This window comes from Geobacillus vulcani PSS1 (assembly GCF_000733845.1).
Lineage (GTDB): Bacteria > Bacillota > Bacilli > Bacillales > Anoxybacillaceae > Geobacillus > Geobacillus vulcani.
Genome location: NZ_JPOI01000001.1, coordinates 3177724 through 3193936, shown reverse-complemented (window position 1 = coordinate 3193936; position 16213 = coordinate 3177724). Strand labels below are relative to the sequence as shown.

At 54.1% G+C, this 16213-nt stretch carries 13 protein-coding genes; all 13 read left to right on the top strand.

The genetic code is table 11. From position 1 onward, the window contains the following. Nucleotides 1-9 precede the first annotated feature (9 nt). The 13 genes from N685_RS0117070 (at nt 10) to pnp (ending at nt 16181) form a co-directional block, all read left to right on the top strand. A complete protein-coding gene (locus N685_RS0117070) occupies nt 10-1713 on the top strand; it encodes a proline--tRNA ligase (RefSeq protein WP_031410366.1) in 1704 nt (567 codons plus the stop codon). 103 nt (nt 1714-1816) lie between these two features. Beyond that, nucleotides 1817-6121 carry a PolC-type DNA polymerase III gene (locus N685_RS0117065; protein ID WP_033842462.1) on the top strand — a complete coding sequence of 1435 codons (4305 nt, stop codon included), beginning with the start codon at nt 1817-1819 and terminating at the stop codon, nt 6119-6121. A gap of 244 nt (nt 6122-6365) precedes the next feature. Then, complete coding sequence (gene rimP, locus N685_RS0117060) at nt 6366-6839, top strand: ribosome maturation factor RimP (protein ID WP_031410362.1); 474 nt, start codon at nt 6366-6368, stop codon at nt 6837-6839. Nucleotides 6840-6863: 24 nt separating this feature from the next. Further along, nucleotides 6864-8015 (top strand): transcription termination factor NusA, encoded by a 1152-nt coding sequence (gene nusA, locus N685_RS0117055; protein ID WP_031410360.1) that lies wholly within the window; start codon nt 6864-6866, stop codon nt 8013-8015. Nucleotides 8016-8029: 14 nt separating this feature from the next. Then, nucleotides 8030-8320, top strand: coding sequence for an RNase P modulator RnpM (gene rnpM, locus N685_RS0117050; protein WP_031410358.1), 291 nt, complete (start codon nt 8030-8032; stop codon nt 8318-8320). Further along, entirely contained in the window at nt 8310-8618 is a 309-nt protein-coding gene (locus N685_RS0117045; protein WP_031410356.1) for a YlxQ family RNA-binding protein, read from the top strand. Before rnpM ends, N685_RS0117045 begins: the two co-directional genes overlap by 11 nt. 13 nt (nt 8619-8631) lie before the next feature. Further along, nucleotides 8632-10851: a translation initiation factor IF-2 gene (gene infB / locus N685_RS0117040; protein ID WP_031410355.1), complete on the top strand. Its 2220-nt coding sequence runs from the start codon at nt 8632-8634 to the stop codon at nt 10849-10851. Then, on the top strand, nt 10848-11126 hold the full coding sequence (locus tag N685_RS0117035) for a DUF503 domain-containing protein (protein ID WP_031410353.1): 279 nt from the start codon (nt 10848-10850) through the stop codon (nt 11124-11126). Before infB ends, N685_RS0117035 begins: the two co-directional genes overlap by 4 nt. Nucleotides 11127-11141: 15 nt before the next feature. Next, complete coding sequence (rbfA, locus tag N685_RS0117030; protein ID WP_031410351.1) at nt 11142-11525, top strand: 30S ribosome-binding factor RbfA; 384 nt, start codon at nt 11142-11144, stop codon at nt 11523-11525. Nucleotides 11526-11579: 54 nt separating this feature from the next. Then, on the top strand, nt 11580-12488 hold the full coding sequence (gene truB / locus N685_RS0117025) for a tRNA pseudouridine(55) synthase TruB (RefSeq protein WP_031410349.1): 909 nt from the start codon (nt 11580-11582) through the stop codon (nt 12486-12488). A gap of 43 nt (nt 12489-12531) precedes the next feature. After that, nucleotides 12532-13512 carry a bifunctional riboflavin kinase/FAD synthetase gene (gene ribF, locus N685_RS0117020; RefSeq protein WP_031410347.1) on the top strand — a complete coding sequence of 327 codons (981 nt, stop codon included), beginning with the start codon at nt 12532-12534 and terminating at the stop codon, nt 13510-13512. Nucleotides 13513-13599: 87 nt separating this feature from the next. Further along, nucleotides 13600-13869: a 30S ribosomal protein S15 gene (gene rpsO / locus N685_RS0117015; RefSeq protein ID WP_031410346.1), complete on the top strand. Its 270-nt coding sequence runs from the start codon at nt 13600-13602 to the stop codon at nt 13867-13869. Between the two features lie 140 nt (nt 13870-14009). Then, the gene (gene pnp, locus N685_RS0117010; RefSeq protein ID WP_031410344.1) at nt 14010-16181 is read left to right on the top strand and encodes a polyribonucleotide nucleotidyltransferase; all 2172 of its coding nucleotides are present in this window, start codon (nt 14010-14012) and stop codon (nt 16179-16181) included. The last annotated feature ends 32 nt before the right edge of the window (nt 16182-16213 follow it).

Genomic DNA, 16213 nt, shown 5'->3' with positions numbered 1-16213 from the left:
GGCTAATGAATGAGACAAAGTCAAGCATTTATTCCGACGTTGCGTGAAGTGCCGGCGGATGCGGAAGTGAAAAGCCATCAGCTTCTGTTGCGGGCCGGCTTCATTCGTCAAAGTGCCAGCGGCGTCTATACGTTTTTGCCGCTTGGGCAACGTGTTTTGCAAAAAGTGGAATCCATCATTCGTGAAGAAATGAATCGGATTGGAGCGCTGGAGCTTTTCATGCCAGCCTTGCAGCCGGCTGAGCTTTGGCAGCAGTCAGGCCGTTGGTATTCGTACGGGCCGGAGCTGATGCGCTTAAAAGACCGGCATGAGCGCGATTTTGCCCTTGGACCGACGCATGAAGAAATGATCACAGCGATTGTCCGCGACGAAGTGAAAACGTACAAGCGGCTGCCGCTTGTCTTGTATCAAATTCAAACGAAATTCCGTGATGAAAAGCGTCCGCGCTTTGGGCTGTTGCGCGGCCGCGAGTTCATCATGAAAGACGCCTACTCGTTCCATACGTCGAAAGAAAGCTTGGATGAAACGTACAACAACATGTATGAGGCGTACGCAAACATTTTCCGCCGCTGCGGCTTAAACTTCCGCGCGGTCATCGCTGACTCGGGAGCGATCGGCGGTAAAGATACGCATGAGTTTATGGTGCTTTCTGACATCGGCGAAGATACGATCGCCTACTCCGATGCGTCCGACTATGCCGCCAACATCGAGATGGCGCCGGTCGTGGCGACGTATGAAAAAAGCGATGAGCCGCCAGCGGAATTGAAAAAAGTGGCGACGCCGGGGCAAAAAACGATTGACGAAGTCACGTCGTATTTGCAAGTCTCGCCGGAACGCTGCATCAAATCGCTCTTGTTCCGCGTTGACGGCCGTTATGTGCTCGTTCTCGTCCGCGGTGATCATGAAGCCAATGATGTGAAGGTGAAAAACGTGCTTGACGCGACGGTCGTCGAATGGGCGACGCCGGAAGAAACAGAGCGGGTGATGAACGCTCCAATCGGCTCGCTCGGCCCGATCGGCGTCAGCGAAGACGTCACGGTGATCGCGGACCATGCTGTCGCCGCCATCGTCAACGGCGTTTGCGGCGCGAACGAGGAAGGATACCATTACATCGGCGTCAACCCGGGCCGCGATTTTGTCGTTAGCCAATACGCCGATTTGCGCTTCGTAAAAGAAGGAGACCCGTCTCCAGATGGCAAAGGGACGATCCGCTTCGCCCGCGGCATTGAAGTCGGGCATGTGTTTAAGCTGGGGACAAAATACAGCGAAGCGATGAACGCCGTTTATTTGGATGAAAACGGCCAAACGCAGACGATGATCATGGGTTGCTACGGCATTGGCGTATCAAGATTGGTGGCCGCCATCGCCGAACAGTTTGCGGACGAACACGGGCTCGTGTGGCCCGCTTCAGTCGCGCCGTTTCACATCCATTTGCTGACAGCAAACGCCAAAAGCGATGAACAGCGCGCGTTGGCGGAAGAGTGGTATGAAAAGCTTGAACAGGCTGGGTTTGAAGTGTTGTATGACGACCGCCCGGAACGGGCTGGGGTGAAGTTTGCCGACAGCGATTTGATCGGCCTTCCGCTCCGCGTCACCGTCGGCAAGCGGGCCGGTGAAGGCGTTGTCGAAGTCAAAGTGCGGAAAACCGGCGAGTCGTTTGATGTTCCGGTCAGTGAGCTTGTCGATACGGTGCGCCGTCTCCTTCAATCATAAGTGCCGGCGCTGGCGGAAAAGAATTCTGTCTTTTTCGCCAGCGCTTTTGTTATGGTATGATTATAGAAAGAGAATGATGTTGAGAGGGGAACAAACGGACGTCATGGTGACAAAAGAGCAAAAAGAGCGGTTTCTCATCCTGCTTGAGCAGCTGAAGATGACGTCGGACGAATGGATGCCGCATTTTCGTGAGGCCGCCATTCGCAAAGTCGTGATCGATAAAGAGGAGAAAAGCTGGCATTTTTACTTTCAGTTCGCCAACGTGCTGCCGGTTCATGTATACAAAACGTTTGCCGATCGGCTGCAGGCGGCGTTCCGCCATATTGCTGCTGTCCGCCATACGATGGAGGTTGAAGCGCCGCGCGTGACAGAGGCGGATGTGCAGGCGTATTGGCCGCTTTGCCTTGAGCAGCTGCAAGAAGGCATGTCGCCGCTTGTCGATTGGCTCAGCCGACAGACGCCGGCGCTGAAAGGAAACAAGCTGCTTATCGTTGCCCGCCATGAAGCGGAAGCGCTGGCCGTCAAACGGCGGTTCGCCAAAAAAATCGCTGATGTGTACGCTTCGTTCGGGTTTCCACCTCTTCAGCTTGACGTCAGCATCGAGCCGTCCAAACAAGAAATGGAGCAGTTTTTGGCGCAAAAGCAGCAGGAAGATGAGGAGCGGGCATTGGCGGTGTTGACCGATATGGCGAAAGAAGAGGAAAAGACAGCGGCAAGCGCGCCGTCTGGCCCGCTTGTCATCGGCTATCCGATCCGCGACGAGGAGCCGGTGCGGCGGCTGGAGACGATCGTCGAAGAAGAGCGGCGCGTCGTCGTGCAAGGCTATGTATTTGACGCCGAAGTGAGCGAATTAAAAAGCGGCCGCACACTGTTGACCATGAAAATCACCGATTACACGAACTCGATTTTAGTCAAAATGTTCTCGCGCGACAAAGAGGATGCCGAGCTCATGAGCGGCGTCAAAAAAGGCATGTGGGTGAAAGTGCGTGGCAGCGTGCAAAATGATGCGTTCGTTCGCGATTTGGTCATCATTGCTAACGATTTGAATGAAATCGCCGCAAACGAACGGCAAGATACAGCGCCGGAGGGAGAAAAGAGGGTTGAGCTTCATTTGCATACCCCGATGAGCCAAATGGACGCGGTCACCTCGGTGACAAAACTCATTGAGCAAGCGAAAAAATGGGGGCACCCGGCGATCGCCGTTACCGACCATGCCGTTGTTCAATCATTTCCGGAGGCTTACAGCGCCGCGAAAAAACACGGCATAAAAGTCATTTACGGCCTTGAGGCGAATATCGTCGACGATGGGGTGCCGATCGCCTACAATGAAACGCACCGCCGGCTGTCCGAGGATACGTACGTCGTCTTTGACGTCGAGACGACGGGCCTGTCGGCTGTGTACAATACGATCATTGAGCTGGCGGCGGTGAAGGTGAAAGGCGGCGAGATCATCGACCGGTTCATGTCGTTTGCCAACCCTGGACATCCGTTGTCGGTGACGACGATGGAGCTGACCGGCATCACCGATGAGATGGTGAAAGATGCTCCGAAGCCGGAAGACGTGTTGGCCCGTTTTATTGATTGGGCGGGCGATGCGACGCTTGTTGCCCACAACGCCAGTTTTGACATCGGGTTTTTAAACGCGGGCCTCGCTCGCATGGGGCGCGGCAAAATCGCGAATCCCGTCATCGATACGCTCGAGCTGGCCCGTTTTTTATACCCAGATTTGAAAAATCACCGGCTCAATACATTGTGCAAAAAATTTGGCATTGAATTGACGCAGCACCACCGCGCCATCTACGATGCGGAGGCGACCGGGCATTTGTTGATGCGACTGTTAAAAGAGGCCGAGGAGCGCGGCATTTTGCATCATGACGAACTGAACAGCCGCACGCACAGCGAGGCGTCGCACCGGCTTGCGCGTCCGTTCCACGTGACGCTGTTGGCGCAAAATGAGACTGGATTGAAAAATTTGTTCAAGCTCGTGTCATTGTCGCACATTCACTATTTTCACCGCGTGCCGCGCATCCCGCGCTCCGTGCTTGTCAAGCATCGCGACGGCTTGCTTGTCGGCTCAGGCTGCGATAAAGGAGAGCTGTTTGACAACTTGATCCAAAAGGCGCCGGAAGAAGTCGAAGACATCGCCCGCTTTTACGATTTTCTTGAAGTGCATCCGCCGGACGTGTACAAGCCGCTCATCGAGATGGATTATGTGAAAGACGAAGAGATGATCAAAAACATCATCCGCCATATCGTCGCCCTTGGTGAGAAGCTTGACATCCCGGTCGTCGCCACCGGCAACGTTCATTACTTGAACCCAGAAGATAAAATTTACCGGAAAATCTTAATCCATTCGCAAGGCGGGGCGAATCCTCTCAACCGCCATGAGCTGCCGGATGTGTATTTCCGTACGACGAATGAAATGCTCGATTGCTTCTCGTTTTTAGGGCCAGAAAAAGCGAAGGAAATCGTCGTTGACAACACGCAAAAAATCGCTTCTCTCATCGGAGAGGTCAAGCCGATCAAAGATGAGCTGTATACGCCGCGCATTGAAGGGGCGGACGAGGAAATCAGGGAAATGAGCTACCGGCGGGCGAAGGAAATCTACGGCGACCCGCTGCCAAAACTAGTTGAAGAGCGGCTTGAGAAGGAGCTAAAAAGCATCATCGGCCATGGCTTTGCCGTCATTTATTTGATCTCGCACAAGCTAGTGAAAAAATCGCTCGATGACGGCTATCTTGTCGGGTCGCGCGGATCGGTCGGCTCGTCGTTTGTCGCGACGATGACGGAAATCACCGAGGTCAATCCGCTGCCGCCGCATTACGTTTGCCCAAACTGCAAGCATTCGGAGTTTTTCAACGACGGATCGGTCGGCTCAGGCTTTGACTTGCCGGATAAAAACTGTCCGCGATGTGGGACGAAATACAAAAAAGATGGGCATGACATCCCGTTTGAGACGTTCCTCGGCTTTAAAGGCGACAAAGTGCCGGATATCGACTTGAACTTTTCCGGCGAATACCAGCCGCGCGCCCACAATTATACGAAAGTGCTGTTTGGCGAAGATAACGTCTATCGGGCGGGAACGATCGGCACGGTCGCCGACAAAACGGCGTACGGATTTGTCAAAGCATATGCGAGCGATCATAATTTGCAGCTGCGCGGCGCGGAAATCGACCGGCTCGCGGCTGGCTGCACCGGGGTAAAGCGGACGACCGGGCAGCATCCGGGCGGCATCATCGTCGTCCCCGATTATATGGAAATTTACGACTTTACGCCGATTCAATATCCGGCCGATGACACGTCCTCCGAATGGCGGACGACCCATTTCGACTTCCATTCGATCCACGACAATTTGTTGAAGCTTGATATTCTCGGGCATGACGATCCGACGGTCATCCGGATGCTGCAAGATTTAAGCGGCATCGACCCGAAAACAATCCCGACCGATGACCCGGATGTGATGGGCATTTTCAGCAGCACCGAACCGCTTGGCGTGACGCCGGAGCAAATCATGTGCAACGTCGGCACAATCGGCATCCCAGAGTTTGGTACACGCTTTGTTCGGCAAATGTTGGAGGAGACAAGACCAAAAACGTTTTCTGAACTCGTGCAAATTTCCGGCTTGTCGCACGGAACGGATGTGTGGCTCGGCAATGCGCAAGAGCTCATTCAAAACGGGACGTGCACACTGTCAGAAGTGATCGGCTGCCGCGACGACATTATGGTGTACTTGATCTACCGCGGCCTCGAGCCGTCGCTGGCGTTTAAAATTATGGAATCGGTGCGCAAAGGAAAAGGCTTGACGCCGGAATTTGAGGCGGAAATGCGCAAGCATAACGTGCCGGAGTGGTACATCGATTCGTGCAAAAAAATCAAGTACATGTTCCCGAAAGCGCACGCCGCCGCCTACGTGTTAATGGCGGTGCGCATCGCCTACTTTAAAGTGCACCATCCGCTTTTATACTATGCGTCGTACTTCACCGTGAGGGCGGAAGATTTTGACCTTGACGCTATGATCAAAGGGTCAGCCGCCATTCGCAAGCGGATTGAGGAAATCAACGCCAAAGGCATTCAGGCGACGGCGAAAGAAAAAAGCTTGCTCACCGTTCTTGAGGTGGCCTTAGAGATGTGCGAGCGTGGATTTTCCTTCAAAAATATTGATTTGTACCGCTCGCAGGCGACCGAATTCGTCATTGACGGCGATTCGCTCATTCCGCCGTTCAACGCCATTCCGGGGCTTGGGACGAACGTGGCGCAGGCGATCGTGCGCGCCCGCGAGGAAGGCGAGTTTTTGTCGAAGGAGGATTTGCAACAGCGCGGTAAAGTATCAAAAACACTGCTGGAGTACTTAGAAAGCCGCGGCTGCCTTGACTCGCTTCCAGACCATAACCAGCTGTCACTGTTTTAGTGGAAACGCGGCTGCTGAAGGACGCGCACAGCGCTCTCTCGACCGGGCGGCAGTTTCCCATTGCAATATATTTCCCAATGTGTTATAGTTTTAGTGGAATTGGCAAAGATAATGGCAAGCAAAGAGTGGGGAAACCCACTCTTTCGTCTTGAATGGAAACCCGTCTCTCGTTCATTCCCCGCCGTGCGCAGGGGATTTTCTCATTATGCCACGCATGCACGTTTGCTCGGTAAGGAGGAACACGATGAGCAAAAAGGTGACAGAAACGGTCGAACAACTCGTCACACCGATTTTGGACGAAATGGGGCTTGAACTCGTCGATATTGAATATGTGAAGGAAGGGAAAAATTGGTTTTTGCGCGTCTTCATTGACTCTGACGATGGCGTCGATATTGAGCAATGCGGCGCTGTCAGCGAAAAATTGAGCGAAAAGCTGGATGAAGTCGATCCGATTCCGCATAACTATTTTTTGGAAGTGTCATCGCCCGGGGCGGAGCGGCCGCTGAAAAATGAAAAAGATTTTGCCAAGGCCATTGGGAAACATGTATATATCAAAACGTATGAGCCTATTGAAGGAGAAAAGCAGTTTGAAGGCGAACTAACCGCTTTTGACGGAACGACCGTGACGCTGTTGGTCAAAGACCGCGGACGGCAAAAAACGGTCGCCATTCCATATGAAAAAGTGGCGCAGGCCCGATTAGCCGTCATTTTCTTCTAATCGCAAAAGGGGGATTTTTGTTGCATGAACACGCAATTGCTTGAGGCGTTAGCCGATCTGATGCGGGAAAAAGGCATCAGCAAAGAAGTCGTGATGGAAGCGATCGAAGCGGCGATCGTTTCGGCGTATAAACGCAATTTCGGCCAGGCGCAAAACGTGCGCGTCGATCTCAATATGGACACCGGCACGATCCGCGTGTTCGCGCGCAAAGATGTCGTCGAAGAGGTGACTGATCCGCGCCTTGAAATTTCGCTTGAGGACGCGCAGCGGATCAATCCGAACTATCAAATCGGCGACGTCGTCGAGCTCGAAGTGACGCCGCGCGATTTCGGGCGCATCGCCGCACAGACGGCGAAGCAAGTCGTCACCCAGCGCGTGCGCGAGGCGGAGCGGAGCATCATCTACGCCGAATTTGTCGACCGTGAAGAGGATATTATGACCGGCATCGTCCAGCGCGTTGACCCGCGCTTTGTCTACGTCAGCCTCGGCAAGGCGGAGGCGCTCCTGCCGGCAAACGAACAAATGCCAAATGAAACCTATAAGCCGCACGACCGGTTGAAAGTATACATTACGAAAGTGGAAAAAACGACAAAAGGGCCGCAAATTTTTGTCTCCCGCACCCACCCAGGACTGTTGAAACGGCTGTTTGAGCTCGAAGTGCCGGAAATTTACGATGGAACAGTCGAGATTAAATCGATCGCCCGCGAAGCTGGCGATCGTTCGAAAATTTCCGTCCACTCGGACAACCCGGAAGTCGATCCGGTCGGCGCGTGCGTCGGACCGAGAGGGCAGCGCGTGCAGGCCATTGTTGATGAGCTGAACGGAGAAAAAATCGATATCGTTCGCTGGTCGGCCGATCCGGTCGAGTTTGTCGCCAACGCATTAAGCCCGGCGAAAGTGCTGCGCGTCATTGTCAACGAAGAGCAAAAGGCGACGACCGTCATCGTTCCCGACTATCAGCTGTCGCTCGCCATTGGCAAACGCGGACAAAACGCGCGGCTGGCGGCGAAATTGACCGGCTGGAAAATTGATATTAAAAGCGAATCGGAAGCGCGGGAGATGGGCATTGATCCGCATGCGCCATCCACTTCGCTTGATTTCAGCCATGCGGCGTCCGATAATGAAAATAGCGAAGAAAACGGCCCAGCGTTTGATCAATCGGCGGAAATCGAGTGAAGGGGGAATGAAAAATGGCAGCGCAAAAGAAAATTCCGCTGCGCAAATGCGTCGTCACTGGAGAGATGAAGCCGAAACGGGAAATGGTGCGCATCGTCCGCTCGAAAGAGGGGGAAGTGTCGATTGACCCGACCGGCAAAAAGGCGGGGCGCGGCGCGTATATTACCCTTGATCCAGAATGCATTTTGCAGGCGAAAAAGAAAAACATTTTAGCCCGCCATCTAAAAGCCGATGTCGCCGATGCCATTTATGACGAGCTGCTTGCGTTGGCGGAAAAGGAGAAACAGGCTGGACATGAAGCATAACCGTTGGGCATCGCTGCTTGGATTGGCGCAGCGGGCGGGAAAAGTCGTCTCCGGCGAAGAGCTTGTCGTCAAAGAAGTGCAACGGGGCCGGGCGCGGCTCGTCTTGCTCTCACAAGACGCATCGGCCAACACGGAAAAAAAAGTGACGGACAAATGTACGTTTTATGGCGTCCCGCTTTGCAAAGTGCCGGACCGGTATACGCTTGGCGGCGCGATCGGCAAGGACGCCCGCGTCGTTGTCGCCGTCACCGACGAAGGGTTTGCGCGTCAATTGCAAACGATGCTCGACCGATTTTAATGGGGGTGAATGTATGTCGAAAATGCGTGTGTATGAATACGCGAAAAAACAGAACGTGCCAAGCAAGGACGTCATTCATAAATTGAAAGAAATGAACATTGAAGTGAACAATCATATGGCGATGCTGGAGGCTGACGTCGTCGAAAAACTCGATCATCAATACCGCCCGAACGGCGGGAAAAAAGAAGAGAAAAAAGCCGAAAAGAAAGCGGAGAAGCCGAAACGGCCGACGCCAGCAAAGGCGGCCGATTTTGCTGATGAGGAAATTTTTGACGACAGCAAAGAAGCGGCGAAAATGAAACCGGCGAAGAAAAAAGGAGCGCCAAAAGGGAAGGAAACGAAAAAAACGGAGGCACAACAGCAAGAAAAGAAACTGCTCCAAGCGGCGAAGAAGAAAGGAAAAGGGCCGGCGAAAGGGAAAAAACAAGCCGCCCCGGCTGCGAAACAGACGCCACAGCCGGCGAAAAAAGAAAAAGAGCTGCCGAAAAAAATTACGTTTGAAGGCTCACTCACCGTGGCCGAACTGGCGAAAAAGCTTGGCCGCGAACCGTCAGAAATTATTAAGAAGCTGTTTATGCTCGGCGTGATGGCGACAATCAACCAAGATTTAGACAAAGACGCCATCGAGCTCATCTGCTCGGATTATGGGGTTGAAGTCGAAGAAAAAGTGACGATCGATGAGACGAACTTTGAAGCGATCGAAATTGTCGACGCGCCGGAAGATTTGGTTGAACGGCCGCCGGTCGTGACGATCATGGGGCACGTCGACCACGGAAAAACAACGCTGCTTGATGCGATTCGCCATTCGAAGGTGACGGAGCAAGAAGCCGGCGGTATTACGCAACACATCGGTGCGTACCAAGTGACCGTCAACGACAAAAAAATTACGTTCCTTGATACGCCGGGGCACGAAGCGTTTACGACGATGCGGGCGCGTGGGGCGCAAGTCACGGACATCGTCGTCCTTGTCGTCGCCGCGGATGATGGAGTGATGCCGCAGACGGTGGAAGCGATCAACCATGCCAAGGCGGCGAACGTGCCGATTATTGTCGCCATCAATAAAATCGATAAGCCGGAAGCGAACCCGGACCGCGTCATGCAAGAATTGATGGAATACAACCTCGTTCCAGAAGAATGGGGCGGCGATACGATTTTCTGCAAGTTGTCGGCAAAAACGAAAGAAGGACTTGATCATCTTTTAGAAATGATTCTGCTTGTCAGTGAGATGGAAGAATTAAAAGCCAACCCGAACCGGCGTGCGGTCGGTACGGTGATCGAAGCGAAGCTTGATAAAGGGCGTGGCCCTGTGGCAACGCTTTTGATTCAAGCGGGAACGTTGCGTGTCGGCGATCCGATCGTCGTCGGCACAACATACGGTCGTGTGCGCGCTATGGTGAATGACAGCGGCCGGCGCGTCAAAGAGGCGACTCCGTCGATGCCAGTCGAGATTACGGGGTTGCATGAAGTGCCGCAAGCTGGCGACCGCTTCATGGTGTTTGAAGATGAGAAAAAGGCGCGGCAAATCGCGGAGGCGCGGGCGCAGCGGCAGCTGCAGGAGCAGCGGAGCGTCAAAACGCGCGTCAGCTTGGATGATTTGTTTGAACAGATTAAGCAGGGCGAAATGAAAGAGCTGAACTTGATCGTCAAAGCCGATGTTCAAGGCTCGGTTGAGGCGCTTGTCGCTGCCTTGCAAAAAATTGAGGTCGAAGGCGTGCGGGTGAAAATCATCCACGCTGCGGTCGGCGCCATCACCGAATCGGACATTTCACTGGCGACGGCTTCGAACGCCATCGTCATCGGCTTTAACGTCCGTCCGGACGCAAACGCCAAGCGCGCTGCCGAATCGGAAAAAGTGGACATCCGCCTCCATCGCATCATTTACAACGTCATCGAGGAAATTGAGGCGGCGATGAAAGGAATGCTCGATCCAGAATACGAAGAGAAAGTGATCGGCCAAGCGGAAGTGCGGCAAACGTTCAAAGTATCAAAAGTCGGCACGATCGCTGGTTGCTATGTCACGGACGGCAAAATCACGCGCGACAGCAAAGTGCGCCTTATTCGTCAAGGCATCGTCGTCTACGAAGGGGAAATCGATTCGCTCAAGCGGTACAAAGACGATGTGCGCGAAGTGGCGCAAGGGTATGAATGCGGTCTGACGATCAAAAACTTCAATGATATCAAAGAAGGCGATGTCATCGAAGCATACGTCATGCAGGAAGTGGCCCGGGCATGATCGGCTTCGCCGCGTGCGAATGCATCATCTACAACGCCCGCTCGCTCAAGGATAAACGGGCCGTCCTGCAGCGGGTCATGACAAGAATCCGGCAAAAATATAACGTCTCTGTGGCCGAAATCGATCATCAAGAGGCATGGCAACGAGCGACCATCGGCCTTGTTGCCATTACGTCCAGCCGTCGGGCGACCGAACGGGAGCTCGAGCGGGCGCTCGCTTTGATCGACTCGTTCCCTGAGCTCGAGCGGGCGGCCACATCATTTGAGTGGTTGTAACCGAGGTGATAGGTGATGAATATACGGGCAACTCGCGTTGGCGAGCAAATGAAAAAAGAGTTGAGCGACATCATCAGCCGCAGGCTGAAAGATCCACGCATCGGCTTTGTGACGGTGACCGATGTGCGGGTCACCGGCGATTTGCAGCAGGCGAAAGTGTACATCAGCGTCCTCGGGGATGATGAACAACGGGAAAATACATTGAAGGCGCTCGAAAAAGCGAAAGGGTTTATTCGTTCGGAAATCGGGCAGCGCATCCGCCTGCGCAAGACGCCGGAAATTTTCTTCGAAATCGATGAAACGATTGAATACGGCAGCCGTATCGAACAGTTGATCCGGCAAATTTCAAGCGATGACCACCCGGCGAAAGAAGTGGATGAGAAGCCGAACAATGGATAGACGAACCGTCTATCCATTTCCATTCATGATTATGGAAACGGAAAGGGTGCGCCGATGGACGGGGTATTGCTGCTCCATAAACCGAAAGGGATGACGTCTCACGACTGCGTGGCCCAAGTGCGCCGTCTGCTTGGCGTAAAAAAAGCAGGGCATACCGGAACGCTTGACCCAAACGTGTCCGGCGTGCTGCCCATTTGCCTTGGCAAGGCGACGCGCATCGCCGAGTTTTTGACCGGGACGACGAAAACGTATGAAGGAGAAGTGACGCTTGGCGTCGCGACGACAACCGAAGATGCGGACGGCGACATCATCGCCGCCCGTCCGGTTGACCGGGCGATCGCGCGTGCGGAGATCGAAGCGGTGTTTGACAGCTTGACTGGGGAAATTGAGCAAACGCCGCCGATGTACTCCGCGGTGAAAGTGGGCGGCAAAAAACTATATGAATACGCGCGCGCTGGCATCGAAGTCGAACGTCCGACGCGGCGTGTGACCATTTATGAGCTGGAGTTGCTTGATGAACGCGAACAATTTGTCGGAGAAACGGTGTCATTTCGCTTTCGCGTCACGTGCAGCAAAGGGACATACGTGCGAACGCTGGCCGTGACGATTGGCGAACGGCTCGGCTATCCGGCCCATATGTCCGACCTCATCCGCACGGCGTCTGGGCCGTTTCGGCTTGAAGATTGCGTGACATTGGAAGAGGTGGAGCGGCGGGCGGCCGATGGGACGGCGGCTTCTTTGCTCATCCCGATCGAGCGAGCGCTTTTTCATTTGCCGAAATATGAAATCAATGATAAAGTAGCAGAGAAGGTGAAAAACGGGGCGTTGCTCCGGCTTCCCGCTTTCTTCGAGAAGCTTGACGGGCCGGTTGTGCTTGTTTCGCCCGAGCGGGAAGCGCTGGCCCTGTACGTGAAGCATCCGGCGCGCCCCGGCTTGATGAAGCCGCTCAAAGTGTTTCGTTAACGCCGCGGGTGCCATTTGGAAATAAAGAAGGTGGGTCATAGACATGGAAACGCTGTTTCTTTCGCATCCGCATCGCCTCGAGCGCCAGGCGCTTCCCCCGACGGTGATGGCGCTCGGTTATTTCGACGGCATCCACCTTGGCCATCAAAAAGTCATCCGCACCGCGGTCGAGATCGCCAACGAGCGCGGGTATGAAAGTGCGGTGATGACGTTTCACCCTCATCCGTCCGTTGTGCTCGGCAAACAGTCCGAGTTGCGCTCGATCACGCCGCTTGGCAAAAAGGAGCAACTGATGGCATCACTTGGCGTCAACCGGCTGTACATCGTGGAATTTACGCCGACGTTTGCTGCGTTGCCGCCGGAAGCATTCGTTGACCAATATTTGGACGGATTGCATGTGAAGCATGTCGTCGCTGGATTTGACTTCACTTACGGGCGGTTCGGAAAAGGAACGATGGAGACGATGCCACTCCATGCGCGCGGCCGTTTTGAACAGACGGTCATTCCGAAGCTTGTGGTCGATGGGGAAAAAGTGAGCTCGTCTCGGGTGCGGAAACTGCTCGAAGACGGGGCGGTTGAACAGCTCCCCCGCCTGCTTGGCCGCTTTTACGAGCTGGAAGGGACGGTCGTGGCCGGAGAGCGGCGCGGGCGGATGATCGGCTTTCCAACGGCGAACATCGCTTTAAACAGCGATTATGCCTTGCCGGCAGTCGGCGTCTATGCCGTTCGCGCAGCTGTCGGTGGAAGGATGTATGACGGAGTGGCGAACGTCGGCTACAAGCCGACGTTCCACGACAGACGAGAAGGGTTGCCGAATATTGAAGTGCATTTGTTCGCGTTTTCCGGCGACATTTACGGGCAATCGATGACGATTGAATGGCATCGCCGCATCCGGAGCGAGCGGAAGTTCGGCAGTGTCGACGAACTGACGGCGCAAATCGCCCGTGACAAGAAAGAGGCGGAGCAGTATTTCCGCTGTTTCGACGAAAAGACTTGCATTTTGCCGGAAAAAGAGGTATTCTAATCAATGTATGCGAACCATTGCTTGGCTAGGCGAGTCACCGACGCCCGCTCGGCAATCGGGGATCTAAGACTAGGGAGGTGAACACGGATGGCATTGACGCAGGAGCGCAAACGCGAAATCATCGAGCAATTTAAAATCCACGAGAACGACACCGGTTCTCCGGAAGTGCAAGTTGCGATCCTGACGGAGCAAATCAACAACTTGAACGAGCATTTGCGCATTCATAAAAAAGACCATCATTCACGGCGCGGCTTGCTGAAAATGGTCGGGAAGCGCCGCCGCTTATTGGCCTACTTGCGCAAGAAAGATGTGGCGCGCTACCGTGAATTGATTGAGAAACTTGGATTACGTCGATAAAAAAGCGGGAGCATTCCCGCTTTTTTGCTAGTTTACAGGTTCGATTCACGCGGCGATGATAACAACGGCGCCAATTCGTCTATACTAATCATCAGCGGATCCATATTTTCATTTGTACATAGAGAGGAGTACTCGTCTGTATGGAACAAGAAAAACGCGTGTTTTCCATCGATGTGGCCGGGCGGCCGCTCATTGTTGAAACCGGCGAACTGGCGAAACAGGCGAACGGAGCGGCGCTCGTCCGCTACGGCGATACGGTCGTGTTGAGCACGGCCACCGCGTCGCGGGAGGCGAAAAACGTCGACTTTTTCCCGCTCACCGTCAACTACGAGGAGCGGCTGTACGCCGTCGGGAAAATTCCGGGCGGGTTTATTAAGCGCGAAGGACGTCCGAGCGAGAAAGCGATTTTGGTGAGCCGACTGATTGACCGACCGATTCGCCCGCTGTTTGCCGAAGGATTCCGCAATGAAGTGCAAGTCGTCTCGATGGTCATGAGCGTTGATCAAGACTGCGCGCCAGAAGTAGCGGCCTTAATCGGTTCGTCGGTGGCGCTGACGATTTCCGACATTCCGTTTGAAGGGCCGATCGCCGGCGTCATCGTCGGCCGCGTCGACGGCCAGTTTGTCATCAATCCGACGGTGGAGCAAATGGAAAAAAGCGATCTGCATCTTGTCGTCGCCGGCACAAAAGACGCGATCAACATGGTGGAAGCCGGGGCAGATGAGGTGCCGGAAGAAGTAATTTTGGAAGCGATCATGTTCGGCCATGAGGAAGTGAAGCGGCTCATCGCTTTCCAAGAGGAAATCGCCGCCCAAGTCGGCAAAGAAAAAATGGAAGTCGTCCTTTACGAGCCGGATCCAGCGTTGGAGGCGGAAATTCGCCAGCTTGCCGAAGCGGACATTAAGCGAGCGGTGCAAGTGCCGGAGAAACTGGCGCGCGATGCGGCGATTGAAGATGTGAAAGCGGGCGTCATCGCCAAATATGAGGCGGAAGAAGCGGATGAGGAGAAGCTCAAGCAAGTACAGGAAATTTTGCATAAGCTTGTGAAAGAGGAAGTGCGCCGTTTGATCACGGTCGAGAAAATCCGTCCCGATGGGCGCAAAGTCGATGAAATCCGTCCGCTCTCATCGGCGGTCGGCGTCCTGCCGCGCACGCACGGCTCCGGTTTGTTTACGCGCGGGCAGACCCAAGTGTTGAGCGTTTGTACGCTTGGGGCGCTTGGTGATGTGCAAATTTTGGATGGGCTTGATTTGGAAGAATCGAAGCGGTTTATGCACCATTACAACTTCCCGCCGTTTTCCGTCGGGGAAACCGGGCCGATGCGCGGGCCGGGGCGTCGTGAAATCGGACACGGGGCGCTTGGCGAACGGGCGCTTGAGCCGGTCGTGCCGTCGGAGCGCGAATTCCCGTATACGATCCGCCTCGTTTCGGAAGTGCTGGAGTCGAACGGCTCGACATCGCAAGCGAGCATTTGCGCCAGCACGCTGGCGATGATGGATGCTGGGGTGCCGATTAAAGCACCGGTCGCCGGCATTGCCATGGGATTGGTGAAAAACGACGACCATTACACGATTTTGACCGACATTCAAGGCATTGAAGACCATCTTGGCGATATGGACTTTAAAGTCGCCGGCACGAGAAAAGGCGTCACCGCATTGCAAATGGACATTAAAATCAAAGGGTTGACGCGCGAGATTTTGGAAGAGGCGCTCATGCAAGCGCGCAAAGGGCGGCTTGAGATTTTGGACCATATGATGCAAACGCTCAGCGAACCGCGTAAAGAGCTGTCCAAATATGCGCCGAAAATTTTGATCATGCACATCAACCCGGACAAAATCCGGGAGGTGATCGGACCAAGCGGCAAGCAGATCAACAAAATCATCGACGAAACCGGCGTCAAAATCGACATCGAACAAGACGGCACGATTTTCATCTCGTCTGTGGACGAAGCGGCCAATCAAAAAGCGAAGCAAATCATCGAAGACATCGTCCGCGAAGTCGAAGTCGGCCAAGTGTATTTAGGCAAAGTGAAGCGGATTGAAAAATTCGGCGCCTTTGTTGAGTTGTTCAACGGCAAAGATGGGCTTGTCCACATTTCCGAGCTTGCTGAAGGGCGGGTCGGCAAAGTCGAAGACGTCGTTTCGATTGGCGATGAAATTTTAGTCAAAGTAACGGAAATCGATAAGCAAGGGCGCGTCAACTTGTCGCGCAAAGCGGTGTTGCGGGATGCCCGCAACATTGGAGGGGAACCGCCGCGCGAATCGCGGGAAAAACGAGGAAGACGGCCGGAGCGCCATCGCATGAAGCCTTAGGAATTTGTTTCTTAAGGCTCTTTTGTTATGTT